Consider the following 17,360-nt stretch of genomic DNA (forward strand, 5'->3'; position numbering starts at 1 on the left):
CAAGTTTTCGCTTTCCCTGCCGATACCTGAAAGAGATGGTTACGGATAGGCAGGAGCGGGGCATGGGGGCAGTGGACAGGGAAGCCACGGTATCAGACGCAGCATTCCGGGAGGACGTACGGTGAGTTCGACCCTCGAGCAGGGGGATGCGATAGCGCAGGCGGGCGACATGCTGGAGTTCGTCGACGAAGCGCTGGCTCATCCGGTGAAAGAGGGGCCTGCGCCCTGGAAAATCCTGATTACTGACGACGATGACGAGGTGCACCGCGCCACCGCTTTCGCACTGCGCGGGTTTCACATTGACGAGCGCCCGCTCGAATTGCTGCATGCTTACAGCGCGCGTGAGGCCGAAGCGATGCTGCGTGAACATCCAGGCGTGGCAGTGGCGATGCTGGATGTGGTGATGGAAACGCCGGATGCTGGTTTGCGCTTGGTCGATACCATCCGCAACGAGCTCGGCATGCATTCTGTGCGCATCGTGCTGCGTACTGGCCAGCCTGGCTATGCACCGGAACTGGAAGTGATACGGCGCTACGACATCAATGACTACCGTACCAAGTCCGAGCTGTCGCAAACCCGACTGATCACGACGCTGACTGCTGCCGTGCGCGCTTACGAGCAGATCGAAACTGTGCGTGCGGCCAATCGCGGCATGGATGCCGTCTCGCGTGCGGCCAATACGGTTTTCCGCCTGCGCAGCTCAGTCGAATTCTCGCGGGTACTGCTTGAGCGCGTCGAAGAGATCCTGGGGGAGGCTGCCGATGCGCTGGTCGCCATGGAGCACAGCTCGGCTACCCCGGGTGAGGCTGGGTTGCACGTGGTGTGTGGCCGTGGGCGCTACGCCAACCTGGCCGGCTGCGCGATCGAGCGCAGCGTGGATGTGGAGATGCAGCGCGGTATCCGGCGTTGCCTGGCAGCGCATACCTGTGTTTTCGAAGCCGGGCGTTTTTTGCTCTGGCTCGGCAATGGCGGGCGTGACGCGGTGGTGGTGGTGGACCATCCACATCCCCTGCGTAGTTTGCAGCAGCGACTGGTGGAAATGTTCGCGGCCAGTCTCGGTGTGGGGTTCGAGAACGTAGATCTGATCGAGCGCCTCGATTTCTTCGCTTTCTATGATCCGCTGACTCATCTTCCCAACCGCACGTGCTTCATCAATGAAGTCGATCAGGATCTGCTGGTGCGTCAGGGTGGTTCGCGTTGCCTGGCTCTGGCGGACGTGGTGCGGTTTTCCGAAATCAATGATGCGTTGGGCTATCGCTGTGGTGACACCTTGCTGGTAGCTGTAGCCAAGCGCCTGCGCAGCGCACTGGGCCCGGGCGTCACGCTGGCGCGGGTGTCCGGTGACACTTTCGGTATTTTCGGTCCGGAAAATGCGCTCGATCCGGCGCTTATCAACAAGGCTTTCGAGCAGGCTTTCTTTGTTCATGGCCACGCGCTCACGGTGCAGTTGCGTATCGGACTAGTGCGCCTTGCGGAGTGCAAGGGCAATGCGGTGGAGCTCATGCGCAACGCCAGTCTGGCGCTGAATCAGGCCCGGCAAGCCGGGGGGAGCGCTTTCAGCGTTTTCTCGGCAATGATGTCGGACGACGTACAGACCCGGGTGGCGATGTTGCACAGTCTGCGCGCCGCCATTGATTTCAAGCGTGGTCTGAGCCTGTGCTGGCAGCCCATTGTGCAGGCTGGCAGCGGCGAGTTGCAGGGGCTTGAGGTGTTGCTGCGCTGGCGCAACGATTTTGGAGAGCTGGTGCCGCCCGCCCGTTTCATCCCGCTCGCGGAGCGTACCGGCATGGTTCATGAGCTGGGCCAGTGGGTGCTGGGTCAGGCGCTGGAGCGTTTCGGTATCTGGCGGCGCCAGGGCTGGCGTGGTCTCGAGCTCACCCTGAATATCTCCTCGGTGCAACTGCGCGACGAGCGCTTCGTGCAGCGCTTGCGGGCCCAGCTTGAATACAGTGATGTGGAAGCAGATCGGCTAGTGCTGGATCTTGATGAAAGCCTCGCTTTCGAGGAGCCTCGGCTGTTGCAGCATCAGTTGCGCGGCTTGCGCGAGCTGGGCGTACGCTTGGCACTCGATAACTTTGGTTGTGGCCGGGCGTCCCTGAGCCAGCTCGGTACTTTTCCGGTCGATCGGATCAAGCTTGATCGGAACCTGTTGGCCAACTTCGGCGAAACACCTGAGGCGACAGCGCTCCCTGCTGCAATCGCTGAGCTGGCGTGCAAGCGTAAGCTGGTGCTGATGGGGGAAGGGGTGGAGAGCGCAGCCCAGGCCTCCATGCTGGAGACTCTGGGGTGTAGCCTGCTGCAGGGTTTTCATTTCGCTCGGCCGATGGCCGCCGAGCAGATGGATGCCTGGTTGCGCGAGCGACGCAGCAATTTCGACGTGCTCTGAGGCTTCTCCTGCGCCGCGATCTGCGGCGCAGATGTCACTCAAGTTGCCTGCGTGACCTCGATCAGGCCACGCAAGGCGTTGCCCAGCCAGATACGGTTGGCGCGTGCCAGGTCCTCGCGTTGCAGTACGGCTTCACGGGCCTTGCCGCTGGCCAGCAGGCTGGTACGCAGTACGCCTGGCAGCAGGCCGCAGTGGCTGGCGGGGGTGAGCATTTCCCCATCAATCTCGAGAAACAGGTTGCTACGCGTGCCTTCGCACAATTCGCCGCGCGTGTTGCAGAACACGAGGTCGAAGAGGCCGCGCTGCAATGCGCTCTGCAAGGCGCTGTCGTAGAACCGGCGTGCGGTGGTCTTGTGCGACAGGCGTGGGTCTTGCGGATCGAGTGCCCAGTCTGCTAGCGCGAAGCGGGCTGTGGCTGGAGTCTCGTCCAGTCCGGCGTTTTGCAGGTTGAACTGTCCGTTGCGTGACAACAGCAGACGCACGCGTTGTGCGCAGCCAGGCAGGATGTTGGCCAGTGCTTGCAGTGCTGCGCGGATCTCTGTCAGGGGGCAACTGAAGGCCAGTGTGCGGGCCGAGGCCTGCAGGCGTTCGAGGTGGCCGTTCAAGAATGGATAGCCCTCTGAGGGCGTCCAGCGCAGGGTTTCAATGAGTTGCAGGGGGGGGGCAAGCTGGGTGAGGAAGCGGCTTTTAGTGAGGCATTCGCGATACTCGGCGGCCGGCTCTGAATCGGCCACGACCCCACTGCCCACATCCAGACGGCAAGCGCCCTCGGAATCCACCAACAGGGTACGGATCGGCACATTTAGGCTGAACTCGCCCTCCGGAGCGAGCCAGCCCAGCGCACCGCAGTAAATGCCGCGCGGTCCGTCTTCAAGCTCGTTGATGATCTGCATGGCACGTATCTTTGGCGCACCGGTGATCGAACCGCAGGGAAACAAGGCGTGGAAGATGGTTTCCAGGGGAGCGCTGACGGGCTCTGCGCTGACCGTGGAGGTGAGCTGATGCACGCTGGGATAGGTTTCCAGCGAGAACATCTGTTCGACGCGCACCCCTCCGGCGGGGGCAAGACGGCCAAGGTCGTTGCGGATCAGATCCACGATCATCAGGTTCTCTGCGCGATCCTTGTCCGAGTGCACGAGGCGGCTGGCGGCTGCGGCATCCGCCAGCGGATCGTCGCTGCGTGTGGCCGTACCCTTCATCGGGCGGCAGGTGAGGGTACTTGCGTGACGCTCGACGAAGAGTTCCGGTGAGCGCGAAATGATCCAGTCTTCGCCGTCGTGGATCAGCACGCCATGAGCTACGGGTTGGGCCTCGCGCAGCCGAGCGGCGAGCGCCAGCGGATGGCCATAAATCTGGCCCCGGAGGGGAAAAGTCAGGTTGACCTGATAGCAATCGCCGGCGTGGATGTAATCAAGGATGCGCTGGCAGGCAGTGGCATGGCGCGCTTCGTCCCAATCGGCTTCAAGGTGCAGCAAGCCGGCCTCACTCGCTTGCGGGCTGAGTGCGGCAGCCTGCATCTGCCACCAGTGGGCGAGCGCATCGCCGCTGAGCTCACTTCGGTGGGCGAACACCCAGGCCTGTAGCAGAGGCTGGGTGCTGTGGCAGTGGAGCAGGTGGGGTTCGAAGGCGCTACCAAGCTCATAGCGGGCCGCGAGGGCAATCCAGCGGCCGCTTGCCTGGGCAGCCTCCAGACGCTCGAAAAATTCCGCCAGTTCGCTGGAGTGGTGGGCAAGCAGGCGCTGTTCAAGTCCTTCAAGCAGACAGGCGCGCGGCGCTTGGGCGAGATTGTCCTCAAACAGCGCGAAGGCGCTGGCCCCCAGCTGTTGCATGTCAGCCGCGCCGGGTCGGTGTTTTCTTGGCCGGTGCGCGTGCCGCAGCCTTGTTCAGGGCTGGCGATGGAGCACGGCTGGAGCTCTTGTTCTGCACGCCAGGCTTGCTGGTTTCTGCCGTTTCGATCGGCGCTGTGATGTCGGTGGCGTGCGGCACGAGCAAGGTATAGCCGGCTGCCAGTTTGGCGCGTGGGGGCAGGCCATTGGCACTGCGCAGAGCGTCCGGGCTCAGCTTGAGGCTTTGGGCGACCTGCTCGACGCGCGCCCCGCGTGGCAGTGAATAGGTCTTCCAGCTCAGCAGCGGGCCACCGTGGGCGGCGAAGTTCTCGCTGAACTTCCGTGCGTTGTCGACTGGCAGGATCAGGTCTGCATCATGGTTGCCGGGAATGATCGGGCGGTTATACGCAGGGTTCAGGGCCAGAAATTCGTTCAGCGGCATTTCGGCGAATTTCGCCGCGAGCGCCACATCCATGCCTTGATCACGCTCCACCGTCACGAAATAGGGTTCGTCCGGGATGGGGGGGAGGCGCAGGCCATAGCGCTCCGGGTTGGCTACGATCATTTTCACGGCTTGCAGCTTGGGCACGTATTGGGCCGTTTCCTTGGGCATGCGCAGGCTGTTGTAGTCGGTCGGCCGGCCGGCATTGCGGTTGGAATTCACGGCGCGCAGCACCGCGTTTTCACCCCAGTTGTAGGAAGCCAGCGCGAGGTGCCAGTCGCCCTGAAGTTCGTATACAGCCTGCAGGTAGGTCAGTGCGGCGGCGGTGGAGGCCAGCACGTCGCGACGCTCATCCACCCACCAGTTCTGCTGCAGACGGAAGTCACGCCCCGTCGAGGGAATGAACTGCCACAAGCCGGCGGCCTTGGCTGGCGAGAAGGCCATCGGGTTGTAGGCCGACTCCACCAGTGGCAGCAAGGCCAGCTCGGTCGGCATGCCACGCGCTTCGAGTTCGCTGACGATGTGATAGAGATACTTGCTGCCACGCTCCATCAGATTGGTGATGGCTTGCGGGCGGGCCTGGAAAGCGGCGATGTGGCGATCCACATTCGGGTTGTCGACCAGATTTGGAATGCCGAAGCCCTTGCGGATGCGGTCCCAGAGGTCGGAACTGGCTTTGGCATGGGCACCGGTATTGATTGGGGTGCGCTGCGGCAGTTCGGTCGTGACCGGCGTGCTGGCGCCTTCACTGTTTGCTGTTGTGCCCGCCGCGGGCGCCGGGGCAGTCAGAGCGTTGGCAAACTGAAGGCTGACCGTTTCAGGCTCGGCGGCGTGCAGGAAGGGGCTGCCGCAAAGGCAGAGCAGGCTGAGGCTGGCAGTCAGCAGGCGCGAAATCAAGGCGGGCGCTCCTTGGGCTAGGGTGGCGGGATTGTAATGGCTGCAGCACGAAAGCGGCTTTGATGTTTTTTATGCGCCGCCGAAACGAAAAAGGCCATCCCGCAGGATGGCCTCTGGTGACGCTGTGCGGTGCTCAGGCTTCGTCGCTGCGGAAGGCACGCTTGCGTTCGTGTTCCTTCAGGTAGCGCTTGCGCAGGCGGATCGACTTTGGGGTGATTTCGACCAACTCGTCATCGGCGATGAACTCGATGGCGGATTCGAGCGTCAGTGCAATCGGTGGTACCAGACGCACGGCTTCATCGGTACCCGAGGCGCGCACGTTGGTGAGTTGCTTGCCCTTGATCGGGTTGACCACGAGGTCGTTATCACGCGAGTGGATGCCGATGATCATGCCTTCGTACACCGGGTCGTTGTGGCTTACGAACATGCGACCGCGATCTTGCAGCTTCCACAGGGAGTAAGCCACAGCAGCGCCGTCGTCCTGCGAGATCAGCACGCCGTTGCGGCGCTCGCTCATGTTGCCAGCCACCGGGGCGTAGTCGTCGAACACATGGCTGGCCAGACCCGTGCCGCGGGTCAGGGTCATGAATTCACCCTGGAAGCCGATCAGGCCACGCGCCGGAATGCGGTATTCGAGGCGCACGCGGCCCTTGCCGTCCGGCGCCATGTCTTGCAGTTCGCCACGGCGGCGGCCGAGCTCTTCCATCACGCCGCCCTGATTGTCCTCTTCCACATCCACGGTGAGCATTTCGTAGGGCTCGCACTTCACGCCGTCGATTTCCTTGAACACTACGCGCGGGCGGCCCACGGCCAGCTCGAAACCTTCGCGGCGCATGGATTCGAGCAGGATGGTCAGGTGCAGTTCGCCACGACCGGAAACTTCGAACACATCAGCGTCGTCCGTATAGACCACACGCAGGGCAACGTTCTTAAGGAGTTCTTTTTCCAGGCGCTCGCGGATCTGGCGGCTGGTCACGAACTTGCCTTCACGGCCGGCCAGCGGGGAGCTGTTCACGATGAAGTTCATGGTCAGGGTCGGCTCATCCACTGCGATGGGCTTCATGCCGTCGAGTTGGTCCGGGTCACAGATGGTCACGCCGATGCCTACTTGATTGATGCCGGACACCAGCACGATGTCGCCGGCTTCGGCCAGCTCTGAGGATTTGCGCTCAAGGCCTTCAAAGGTCAGGATTTGGCCGATCTTGGCCTTGCCCTTGTTCTCGTCACCGTACATCACGACCACTTCCTGGTTCGGGCGGATGCGACCGCGCTTGATGCGGCCGATGCCGAGTTGACCGATATAGGTGGAGTAGTCGAGCGAGCAGATCTGCAGTTGCAGAGGGCCGTCCGAATCCACTTCCGGCTGCGGCACGTGCTTGAGAATGGCTTCGAACAGCGGCTTCATGTCGGTGCCAGGCTGATCGGCGTCGAGCATGGCAAAGCCATTCAGTGCCGAGGCGTAGACGATCGGGAAATCCAGCTGTTCTTCGGTGGCGCCGAGCTTGTCGAAAAGATCGAAGGTCTGGTCGATGACCCAGTTCGGGCGTGCGCCCGGACGGTCGATCTTGTTGACCACAACAATCGGCTTCAGCCCCATGGCCAGTGCCTTGCGGGTCACGAAACGGGTTTGCGGCATCGGGCCTTCAACGGCATCCACCAGCAGCAGCACGGAATCAACCATCGACAGCACGCGCTCGACTTCGCCGCCGAAGTCAGCGTGCCCCGGGGTGTCGACGATGTTGATATGGGTCTCGCCGTACTTGATTGCGCAGTTCTTGGCCAGAATCGTGATGCCGCGCTCTTTTTCAAGATCGTTGCTGTCCATCACGCGTTCGGTCACGGCCTGGTGGGCGGCAAAAGTGCCGGACTGGCGGAGAAGTTGGTCGACCAAAGTGGTTTTGCCGTGGTCGACGTGGGCAATGATGGCGATGTTGCGGATGGCACGGCTCATGATATTTTCGGTCTGCGGGGGAAGTGGTTAGACGCGTCAACCCTGAGGGCTTGATCGCAAAGCCCTCTATTCTATCATGCTGAAGTGGACAAACCGTGACAGTTTGTCAGCCATGCCTTCAGCCCCGTGAGCCGCCGCGGCCGCCATGGCCGCTAGCTGCGGCGAGCCTGCAGCCCTGCGTGCTAAGATCCATCGACTATTTTTCAGCCCGGTACGGACATGATCGCAATCATCGGTGGCAGTGGCCTGAGCCAGCTTTCCAATCTCGACATCACGCGCCGTGAAGTGGTGCGTACGCCTTATGGCGAGCCTTCCGGTGCTTTGCTCTTCGGTCATCTGTGTGACCAGCAGACGGTGTTCATTGCCCGGCATGGTTACGGCCACACGATCCCGCCGCATGGCGTGAATTACCGTGCCAACCTCTGGGCCCTCAAGGAAGCGGGTGCCAAGGAGATCATCTCGGTGGCGTCGGTGGGCGGTATTCAGGACCATCTTGGACCGGGCGTGCTGATGGTGCCTGATCAAATCATCGATTACACCTGGGGCCGCAAGGCGACATATTTCGACGGCGTGGATGGCCCGGTCGTGCATGTGGATTTCACCGATCCCTACGATGCCTCCTTGCGCACGCGCATCCTCGCCGCTGCCCGGAATGCAGGTGAGGCGATCGTGGATGGTGGTACCTATGCTGCGACTCAAGGGCCACGTCTTGAAACAGCGTCCGAAGTCACCCGGCTGGAGCGCGATGGTGCACACGTGATCGGCATGACCGGCATGCCTGAAGCGGTGCTGGCGCGAGAGCTGGGCATCCCGTATGCGGCAATTGTGGTCGTGGTGAATCAGGCGGCCGGGCGTGGCAGTAGCGCCCACGGCATCCAGATGGCCGATATCGAGGCCACCGCCAAGACGGCGATGGTGCGCGTGCATAACGTGTTGCAGCATTTCTGCACCAATTGCTGAGGCGCCAATGATTCGCGAGATCCTGCGGATGGGGGATGAACGCCTGTTGCGCCATGCGCAAGAGGTGGAGGCTTTCGACACGCCGGAGCTGCACGCGTTGATCGCTGACATGTTCGACACCATGCGTGAAGCGGGTGGTGTGGGCCTCGCCGCACCGCAGATCGGAGTAGATCTGCGGGTGGTGATTTTCGGTTTTGAGGCCAGTGAGCGCTATCCGGAAGCCCCGGCCGTGCCACTCACGGTGCTCGTCAATCCGGTGCTGGAATTCATCGGCGATGAGCTGGAAGAAGGCTGGGAGGGTTGCCTCTCGGTGCCGGGATTGCGTGGCGTGGTGCCGCGCCATGTGCGCCTGCGCTATAGCGGCTTCGATCAGTTCGGCACGCCGATTCTTCGCGAGGTGGAGGGTTTTCATGCCCGCGTGGTGCAGCATGAGTGCGACCATCTGGATGGCACCCTGTATCCGATGCGGGTACAGGACTTCACCCGCTTCGGTTTTACCGAGGTCTTGTTCCCAGCCTGAGTTCGGCAGCAGTGCAAGGGGTATCAAGCCCCTTGTGGCTTGAACATCTCGGTTGGCGTTAGTCCGAAGTTTCGCCGGAAGGCTGCGATGAAGGCCGAAGGTGAGGCGTAGCCGGCATCCAGCGCCACGCGTGTGACGCGTTCGCCGCGCTCCAGTCCGTTCAGTGCTAAGAGCAGACGCAGGCGCTGGCGCCAGTCGCCGAAACTCATGCCGCTCTGCTGCACGAAAAGCCGGGCCAGACTGCGCTCGGAGAGGCCGACCCGTTCGCCCCAGGCTGCCATGGTCCGGGTGTCGTCGGGCCGGTTCTGTAGTTCGCTGCAGATCCGGCGCAGGCGCGGATCGGTCGGCATCGGCAGGTTGAAGGCCACTTCGGGCAGGTGCTTGAGCTGATCGACGAGGACCTGGATCAGTCGTTCGGCTTCGCCGGACGGCTCGTAATCTTCCGGCAGCGTCGTCACGGCCAGCATCAGCTCCCTCACCAGGGGCGTGATGCGCACTACCCTGCAGTGTGGCCCGGCCCATTCCATCAGGCTGTGATCCACATACAGATTGCGCATTTCGGTGAGCGGAGCGTTGGTGGCTTGATGCTCGATGTCTGGCGGAATCCAGATCATTCGTTCTGGTGGGGCCATGAAACTGCCATCTTGCGTTTCGATGGCCAGTACGCCACTCATGGCCCAGGTCAGCTGCCACCAGCGATGGCTGTGCCACGGGGTCAGCGAGCCGGGAAGGCGATCACCTATGCGGGCAACGACAGGCCGTGGGAGTGTCTGGTAGCTGGGCAGGCGCAAAATGATGTTGTGGCTGTTTTGCGACATATTCTGGCTTTTTGTGGTTAGACGGAATTTTCACCCTCACCTATATTCTTTCGCAAGCCCTGCGTAGAGGCAGGTGGCATCCATTCCACAGGGAGACGTGATTTGAGCGCGCAGTCAGCAGGGCAGACAACCTCGTTCCGTGTGCTGGGCGCGATCAGCGCCTCGCATTTCCTCAATGACATGATGCAGTCGCTGATCCTGGCGCTGTATCCCCTGCTCAAGGGCGGTTTCAATCTGAGTTTCGGGCAGATCGGCCTGATCACCTTCACTTTCCAGGCCACCGCTTCCTTGTTGCAGCCACTGGTCGGGCTGTACACCGATCGCTATCCCAAGCCTTACTCGCTGATGTTCGGCATGTGCAGTACGCTGGTGGGGCTGCTCTTGCTGGCCACGGCCACGACTTATCCGGCCTTGCTGATCGCAGCCGCGATGGTCGGCACCGGTTCCTCGATCTTCCATCCTGAGTCTTCGCGAGTGGCGCGCATGGCTTCGGGCGGCCGTCTGGGGATGGCGCAGTCCGTGTTCCAGGTCGGCGGTAATGCCGGCACGGCGCTGGGCCCTTTGCTGGCGGCGCTGATCGTGATTCCGAACGGGCAGGGTAGTGTGGCCTGGTTTGCGCTGGCTGCCTTGCTGGCGATCACTTTGCTGTGGAAGGTGGGGCAGTGGTATGCGCATCAACAGGCGCAAGGGGCGCTGAAAGCCAGGATTCGCCAGGGGGCGGCCGAAACCGGCCTGTCGCGTGGCAGGGTGGTGGGCTCTGTTGCAGTCCTGCTGAGCCTGATCTTTTCAAAGTATTTTTATCTCGCCAGCCTGTCGAGCTACTTCACTTTCTATCTGATGGAGAAGTTCGGGCTCGGCGCGCAATCGGCCCAGTTGCACCTCTTTGTTTTCCTGTTTGCGGTGGCTGCAGGGACCGTGATTGGTGGGCCGCTGGGCGATCGCATCGGTCGCAAGCGGGTGATCTGGTTCTCGATCCTCGGCGTGGCGCCGTTCACCCTGATCCTGCCGCATGTGGGGCTCACTGCGACAACCGTTCTGAGCTTTATCATCGGCTTGATCCTGGCTTCGGCTTTCTCGGCGATCATCGTTTATGCGCAGGAATTGTTGCCGGGCCGGGTGGGGCTGGTGGCGGGCCTGTTCTTTGGCTTTTCCTTTGGCATGGGAGCCATCGGTGCTGCGTTGTTGGGCATGCTGGCGGATCTGCGCGGCATCGAGTTCGTCTATCAGGTCTGCGCCTTCCTGCCCTTGTTGGGACTGCTGACAGTCTTCCTGCCTGACCTGCGGAAAAAAGCGGCCTGAACAGTGTGCATTGCAACATGCCTGCGGCACACTGCAGGCTGTTGCACACCTGGATTGCGCACATGTTTGCCAAGGTCAGCCCGAGCTCGTTCTCCCTCAATCTTGCCTTGCAAGGCGGTGGTGCCCACGGAGCCTTTACCTGGGGTGTGCTGGATGCCTTGCTGGAAGACGGCCGCTTCGGCTTCGAGGGCATCAGCGGCACCAGCGCCGGAGCCATGAATGCGGTGGCTTTGGCGCACGGCTGGCTGCTCGGTGGTGCGGAGGGCGCACGTGAGGCGCTGAGTAATTTCTGGGAGGGAGTGGCCTTGAGCGGGCCCCGTGAGGTGGTGCCGCCGATCATCGACCCGACCACCCCTATGCCCGGCATGAACTGGATGCTGCAGCTTACGCGCTGGTTCTCGCCCTACCAGCTCAATCCGCTGGATCTGAATCCCTTGCGGGATCTGGTTGAAGCTCAATTCGATTTCGAGCGTCTGCGCCGCGAGTCGCCCTTCAAGTTGTTCATTGCCGCAACGCATGCCAACAGCGGGCATCTGAAGCTTTTCCGGAATGCCGATCTGAGCGCCGATGCGCTGCTGGCCTCGGCCTGCCTGCCAACCATCCACCATGCCATCATGATTGATGGCGAGCCCTACTGGGATGGTGCCTATGCGGCCAATCCGGCGGTGTTTCCGCTGTTCCGTTTTTGTGATTCGCGCGACATCCTGATCGTGATGCTGGCGCCGCTCCATCACGAGCGCACCCCGCGCGGTGCCGATGAGATCCAGGAGCGCGCTGCGCAACTGGCTTTCACCAATGCCTTCATGCGTGAAATGCGTTTGCTGGCGGCCATGCGCGAGATGGCGAGCGAGAGTGGTTGGCTTTCCGGCTCGTTGGAAGCACGTCTGCGCAGCACACGTTTCCATCTGATCGAAGCCGAAGCGGTGCTCGGCGGGCTCACCGCAGCGAGCAAGAGCGTTGCCAATCAAGCCTTTCTGCACCGCCTGCGTGATGCCGGCCGCAGTCATGCCCGGCGCTGGCTGGCAGAGCACGCCGAGGTCGTGGGGCATCGAGCCAGCCTGGATCTGCAGGCGACTTTTCTTCCAGCGTAAGAGGCTCCGGAAAGCGCATTGAGCCTCCTTGCTGCCCGTGGGTGTGGCGGCGCTTGGGTCAGCAATGCCTGAATAAGCCCGCTTTCTCATCCCTGTTCGGCCCGGCAAGGATTGCCGTTGCGGCAAATAATGCCTCTATTGCGCAGAGGCAGTGGACATGGCTGAAGGCAGCGACCTCGAAAAGACCGAACCAGCGTCAGGCCGGCGCATCGAGCAGGCACGTGCCGATGGGCAGGTGCCGCAGTCGCGTGAGCTAGCCAGTTTCCTGACCATGATTTCGGCTGTGCTGACCTTGCTGGTGGTTTCCCGCTGGATGGTGGCGCATGCCTCGGCATTGATGCGAGGCGGGCTCAGCTTTGGTCGTGAGCAGAGTTTCAATAGCGAGTACATGTATGAGCAGCTCTTGCGCCTGAGCATCGATGCGCTTACGGCACTGCTGCCTTTTTTTGTGGTGATGCTGGTGGCCGCTGTGGCGGCGCCGGTGATGATGGGGGGGCTGATTTTCTCCTTCAAGGCTTTTCAGCTGGATCTGAATCGGCTGGATCCTCTTAACGGCCTCAAGCGCATGGCGTCGATGCATGGTGTGGCCGAGCTGGTGAAAGGGCTGCTCAAGTCCGGTCTGATCGGCAGCATCGGCTGCTGGGTGCTGTGGTCGCAGCGGGGCGAGATAGTTGCTTTGATGAGCATGCCGCTGGAGTCTGGCATGAGCATGTTCGGCGACATGCTGCTGATGTCCCTGTTGTGGGTCGTGGCGAGCCTGGCGTTGGTGGCGGCGCTTGATGTGCCCTTCCAGCTCTGGCGTTACTACGAGGGGCTCAAGATGACCAAGGAAGAGCTCAAGCAGGAATACAAGGAAATGGAAGGCGATCCGCAGCTCAAGGCACGGATCCGCGCCCGCCAGCGCGACATGGCGCGTCGCCGCATGATGGCGGCGGTGCCCAAGGCCGATGTGGTGGTGACCAACCCGACCCACTATGCCGTGGCACTGAAATACGAAGCCGGGGCGATGGGGGCCCCCACCGTGGTGGCCAAGGGGGCGGATCTGGTGGCACAGGCGATCCGCGAACTGGCCCAGGAGCACAAGGTGCCACTGCTCGAAGCTCCGCCCCTTGCGCGTGCCCTGTTTCGCCATTCCGAGGTCGGCGATCAGGTGCCGGCCGCGCTGTACACCGCCGTGGCCGAGGTGATGGCCTATGTGTATCAGCTCAATCATTTTCTCGCTCAGGGCGGCTTGCCACCTGAGCGACCGCACGATCTTGATGTTCCACCAGAGCTGGATCCGGGGGCAGCCACCGCGCCCGAGGCTGCTGGTGCGAATCGATATTGAAGAGGGTTTGAGTCATGGCGAGTAACGCAAACACGGTCAATTTGAAGACGCTCTTTGCGCCGAGCAACATCCGCCAGTTGGCTGCGCCGATCCTGCTGCTGGCGATGCTGGCGATGATGGTGTTGCCGCTGCCGGCGTTTGCGCTGGACGTGTTTTTCACCTTCAACATCGCGATCTCGATGATGGTGCTGCTGGTGGCGATGTACACCAAGAAGCCGCTGGATTTCTCGGTCTTCCCCACCGTGCTGCTGATCACCACCTTGCTGCGCTTGTCGCTGAACGTGGCCTCCACCCGGGTGGTGTTGCTGCACGGCCATACCGGCCCGGACGCGGCAGGCAAGGTGATCGAGGCCTTTGGTCACTTCCTGGTGGGCGGCAACACGGCGGTGGGCGTAGTGGTGTTTGTGATCCTCACCGTGATCAACTTCGTGGTAATCACCAAGGGCGCCGGGCGGATCGCCGAAGTGGGGGCACGCTTCACCTTGGACGCGATGCCCGGCAAGCAGATGGCCATCGATGCCGACCTGAATGCTGGCCTGATTGACGACAAGGAAGCCAAGCGGCGGCGTATCGAGGTGGCCCAGGAAGCGGATTTCTATGGTGCCATGGACGGTGCCTCGAAGTTCGTGCGCGGCGATGCGGTGGCCGGCATCCTGATTCTGTTCATCAACGTGATTGGCGGGCTGATCGTCGGCGTGCTGCAGCACCATATGGAGCTTGATCGCGCGACCAACCAGTATGTGATGTTGGCCATCGGTGACGGCCTGGTGGCCCAGCTACCGTCCCTGATCATCTCGGTGGCCGCTGGCATGGTGGTCTCCCGCGTGGGTGATGAAGGCGATGTGGGCGGGCTGCTCATCAACCAGCTCTTCGGCAATGTAAATGTGAGCATCCTGGCCGCAGCGATCCTCGGCGTGCTGGGCATGATCCCGGGCATGCCGAACTTCATCTTCCTGACCCTGGCGGCGGGCCTCGCGGCGGTGGCCTGGAATACCGGCAAGAAGCAGGCGGCCGAGGCAGAGGCCGAAGCGCAGCCCCTGCCGGCGCAGACACCGGGGCAAGCGCCCGAATCGCTGGATGCGACCTGGAACGATGTGACGCCGGTGGACGTGCTGGGCCTCGAGGTGGGCTATCGCCTGATCCCGATGGTGGACAAGAGTCAGGATGGCGAGCTGCTCAAGCGCATTCGCGGCCTGCGCAAGAAGTTTGCGCAGGACATCGGTTTTCTCTCTTCGCCGGTGCATATCCGCGACAACCTGGAACTCAAGCCGAACGCTTACCGGATCACCCTCAAGGGGGTGGAGATCGGCAAGGGAGAGGCCTATCCCGGGCAGTTTCTCGCCATCAATCCGGGGCGTGTGGGCGGCACCTTGCCCGGCACCGCCACGACCGATCCGGCCTTTGGCCTGCCTGCTGTGTGGGTGGATAACGCCCGCCGCGAGCAGGCGCATGCCCTGGGCTATACCGTGGTGGACGCCAGCACCGTGGTGGCTACCCATCTCAATCACCTGCTCATGAGTCATGCGGCAGACCTGCTTGGGCGCCAGGAAACCCAGGCCTTGCTGGATCACATTCAGCGCGAGTCGCCCAAGCTGGTCGAGGATCTGGTGCCCAAGGTATTGCCGTTGCATGTGCTGCAGCGCGTGCTGCAATACCTGCTGGAAGAAGGCATCAATATCCGCGACATGCGTACCATCGTCGAATCGCTGGCCGAGCATGCTCCGCGCAGTCAGGATCCGGTGGAGCTCGCCTCCCGGGTGCGTACTTCGCTGGGCCGGGCCATCGTGCAGCAGCTTTTCCCGGGCAGCAACGAAGTGTCGGTCATCGCGCTGGAACCGGGGCTGGAACGTCTGCTGCATCAGGCCCTGGCCTCAGGCGGCGAAGGTGGCGCAATCGAACCCGGCCTGGCCGATACCCTCATGCGCGAAACCGCTGCGGCGGCGCAACGTCAGGAAGAAGTCGGCCTGCCGGCGGTGTTGCTGGTGCCCAACAGCCTGCGCTGGCTGCTGGCGCGTTTCCTGCGGCGTGCCGTGCCTTCGCTCAAGGTCATTGCTCACTCCGAGGTGCCCGAGAGCCGCAGCATCCGCGTGGCGAGCATGGTGGGCGGCTAAGCACACCTCCGCCCCGCGCCGGGGCGGCCTGCTTGATCAGGCGCGGGCTTCGTGGCTCATGATCTGGCACACCCAGGCCCGCTGCTTGTTTTGCTTGCGGGTGATCAGCATCTGCTCGCGGATGCGATCGCGTACCTGGGTCAGGGGCACCTTGCCGGCCGGCTGGATGTTTTCGCAGCGCAGCAGGTGAAAGCCCATGGGGGATTCCAGCGCTTCCGACAGGCTGCCGGCACGCATCGTGAACGCGGCCGCATCCAGCGCCGGGAACAGCTGGCCTCGCGGCACCTGGCCGAGCAGGCCACCCTGCATCGCCGTGGGGCATTCGGAGTGACGCAGGGCCTGTTCACCAAAACGATCCGGATGGCGCAGCAGTAGTTCGCGGATAACTTCGATGCGCTGACGGCTCGTAGCGCGGCCCGCCTCGCTGTCGTCATGGGTCAGCAGGATGTGGCGAAGGGTACGGCGCTCTGGGGTTTCAAAGCGGGCGTGGTGCAGGTGGTAGAAGAGCTCCACTTCCATGTTGCTGACCGGAGCGACTTTTGCCGAGACCATTTCCAGCACGGCTTCGACGCGCAATTCGCGCTCCACTTCGGCGCGCAGCGATTGTTCGCTGAGTCCGAAACGGGCCAGATCGCACACGAATTCGGCCTCATTGCTGAAGCCTGCAGCAATCTCGGCAATGCTGTGGGTGACTGCCTCCGGACTGATCACGACGTGCGTGGCCTGGCGGCTGCCGAGGATGCGCGTTTCGATCGCGCGCTGGCGATTGACGACGGCCTCGAGCTTGCGGCGTTGCTCGGCGTCGAGGCGCTCGGGCGTGGTCTTGAAGAGGGCCTGAGACTGCTTGAGCGCCAGGTAACCCGAGGCGGCAGGGCTGGCGGGCGTGGCGGACGCTGGAGTGGCGGCGACTACGGGGGAGGGGGAGGCGATTTCAGACATTGCAGCAGGCTTCCGGCAACGGGGTTGAAACAGGGGCAAGCGCAGCTTCGCGCACGATCAGCGGGTGGCCCGCCCAGCACTCGAAATGCACGTGGTAAGCCGGGCCTTCCGGCAGATCGCGGAGTACCTTGAGGATTTCGCCGCGTGCACCGGCGGGCACGCGCACTTCACCGCCAATGGCCAGATCGCGTGCGCTGAGCACGCGTTCGCGCGATTCGAAACGGGTGTCGATCCAGGCTTCGTCCAAGCCGAGCAGCTCTTCTTCGCGGCAACCGACGATGCGGTTCTGCTCAAGAAAGTGCAGTGAGTAGATCACCTGATCCATCAGAAAGCTGCCGATGTCGACCACCGTGCCGATGCTGCCGCGGCGCACCAGCAGCTCGCCGCGGGTGGCGCCGGGAAAGGTGCCGTCGTCGCGCACATTGCGCGTCACGCGCAGGCTTTCGCCAAGCTCCCAGCGCGGTCTCATGGCTGCCTCCTGCCAATGGCGGTGATCGCCACGGTCTGGATGCCGCGAGCACGTTTGAAAACGCTGAAGACTCCTTCGGTGAGCGCATCGGAATGAACGAAGTCCTGATAGGCGCGAGCCAGCAGATGTTTCCAGGTTTCGTATTCCAGCGCCTTGCCGGCCCCGTTCAGATAGTTGTGAAAGCGCTGCAGGATGTGCAGGTGATTGATCCTTACAACCTTGGGATCAAATGCAATGCCGAAGTAGGTGAGGAAGTCCTCGGCCGATTCGAGCTCGGCCAGATCGTCCGTAAAGTCAGGGTGCTCGGTGCTCATGATGACCTCT

General features: G+C 62.4%; 14 protein-coding genes. 7 read left to right on the forward strand and 7 right to left on the reverse strand.

Features of this window, described 5'->3' with window-relative positions; genetic code table 11:
- Positions 1–121: 121 nt before the first annotated feature.
- Positions 122–2,386, forward strand: a complete 2,265-nt coding sequence (locus tag C0V76_RS12380) for an EAL domain-containing protein (protein ID WP_143707421.1) — start codon at positions 122–124, stop codon at positions 2,384–2,386.
- A gap of 38 nt (positions 2,387–2,424) precedes the next feature.
- On the opposite strand, the gene pabB is transcribed toward C0V76_RS12380, so the two are convergent.
- The 3 genes from pabB to typA form a co-directional block, all read right to left on the reverse strand.
- Positions 2,425–4,215 carry an aminodeoxychorismate synthase component I gene (gene pabB, locus C0V76_RS12385; RefSeq protein WP_101942704.1) on the reverse strand — a complete coding sequence of 597 codons (1,791 nt, stop codon included), beginning with the start codon at positions 4,213–4,215 and terminating at the stop codon, positions 2,425–2,427.
- A gap of 1 nt (position 4,216) precedes the next feature.
- A complete protein-coding gene (locus C0V76_RS12390; protein ID WP_101942705.1) occupies positions 4,217–5,551 on the reverse strand; it encodes a transglycosylase SLT domain-containing protein in 1,335 nt (444 codons plus the stop codon).
- A gap of 133 nt (positions 5,552–5,684) precedes the next feature.
- Positions 5,685–7,502, reverse strand: a complete 1,818-nt coding sequence (gene typA, locus C0V76_RS12395; protein WP_101942706.1) for a translational GTPase TypA — start codon at positions 7,500–7,502, stop codon at positions 5,685–5,687.
- Between the two features lie 219 nt (positions 7,503–7,721).
- Here typA and C0V76_RS12400 point away from each other — a divergent pair, with 219 nt between their 5' ends.
- Together C0V76_RS12400 and def are read left to right on the forward strand one after the other, a co-directional pair.
- Positions 7,722–8,462, forward strand: coding sequence for an S-methyl-5'-thioinosine phosphorylase (locus C0V76_RS12400; protein WP_101942707.1), 741 nt, complete (start codon positions 7,722–7,724; stop codon positions 8,460–8,462).
- A gap of 7 nt (positions 8,463–8,469) precedes the next feature.
- Entirely contained in the window at positions 8,470–8,982 is a 513-nt protein-coding gene (gene def / locus C0V76_RS12405; protein WP_101942708.1) for a peptide deformylase, read from the forward strand.
- Between the two features lie 23 nt (positions 8,983–9,005).
- Here the strand turns inward: def and C0V76_RS12410 are convergent, their stop codons facing one another.
- Positions 9,006–9,800 (reverse strand): helix-turn-helix domain-containing protein, encoded by a 795-nt coding sequence (locus C0V76_RS12410; RefSeq protein WP_101942709.1) that lies wholly within the window; start codon positions 9,798–9,800, stop codon positions 9,006–9,008.
- Between the two features lie 102 nt (positions 9,801–9,902).
- Here C0V76_RS12410 and C0V76_RS12415 point away from each other — a divergent pair, with 102 nt between their 5' ends.
- The 4 genes from C0V76_RS12415 (at position 9,903) to flhA (ending at position 15,628) form a co-directional block, all read left to right on the forward strand.
- Positions 9,903–11,099: an MFS transporter gene (locus C0V76_RS12415; protein ID WP_305798473.1), complete on the forward strand. Its 1,197-nt coding sequence runs from the start codon at positions 9,903–9,905 to the stop codon at positions 11,097–11,099.
- Between the two features lie 62 nt (positions 11,100–11,161).
- Positions 11,162–12,190, forward strand: coding sequence for a patatin-like phospholipase family protein (locus C0V76_RS12420; RefSeq protein WP_101942710.1), 1,029 nt, complete (start codon positions 11,162–11,164; stop codon positions 12,188–12,190).
- A 157-nt stretch (positions 12,191–12,347) separates the two neighbouring features.
- Positions 12,348–13,517 (forward strand): flagellar biosynthesis protein FlhB, encoded by a 1,170-nt coding sequence (gene flhB, locus C0V76_RS12425; protein WP_101942711.1) that lies wholly within the window; start codon positions 12,348–12,350, stop codon positions 13,515–13,517.
- A gap of 14 nt (positions 13,518–13,531) precedes the next feature.
- Positions 13,532–15,628, forward strand: a complete 2,097-nt coding sequence (flhA, locus tag C0V76_RS12430; RefSeq protein ID WP_101942712.1) for a flagellar biosynthesis protein FlhA — start codon at positions 13,532–13,534, stop codon at positions 15,626–15,628.
- A gap of 36 nt (positions 15,629–15,664) precedes the next feature.
- Here flhA and nifM read toward each other — a convergent pair whose 3' ends face one another.
- Genes nifM through nifW form a run of 3 tightly spaced genes read right to left on the reverse strand, consistent with a single transcriptional unit; the run spans position 15,665 to position 17,350 of the window.
- Positions 15,665–16,567: a nitrogen fixation protein NifM gene (gene nifM, locus C0V76_RS12435; RefSeq protein WP_101942713.1), complete on the reverse strand. Its 903-nt coding sequence runs from the start codon at positions 16,565–16,567 to the stop codon at positions 15,665–15,667.
- Positions 16,560–17,036, reverse strand: coding sequence for a nitrogen fixation protein NifZ (locus C0V76_RS12440; protein WP_101942714.1), 477 nt, complete (start codon positions 17,034–17,036; stop codon positions 16,560–16,562). The genes nifM and C0V76_RS12440 overlap by 8 nt, the downstream gene beginning before the upstream one ends.
- Complete coding sequence (gene nifW / locus C0V76_RS12445; RefSeq protein WP_101942715.1) at positions 17,033–17,350, reverse strand: nitrogenase-stabilizing/protective protein NifW; 318 nt, start codon at positions 17,348–17,350, stop codon at positions 17,033–17,035. The genes C0V76_RS12440 and nifW overlap by 4 nt, the downstream gene beginning before the upstream one ends.
- Between the last annotated feature and the right edge of the window lie 10 nt (positions 17,351–17,360).

This window comes from Uliginosibacterium sp. TH139 (assembly GCF_002855595.1).
Lineage (GTDB): Bacteria > Pseudomonadota > Gammaproteobacteria > Burkholderiales > Rhodocyclaceae > Uliginosibacterium > Uliginosibacterium aquaticum.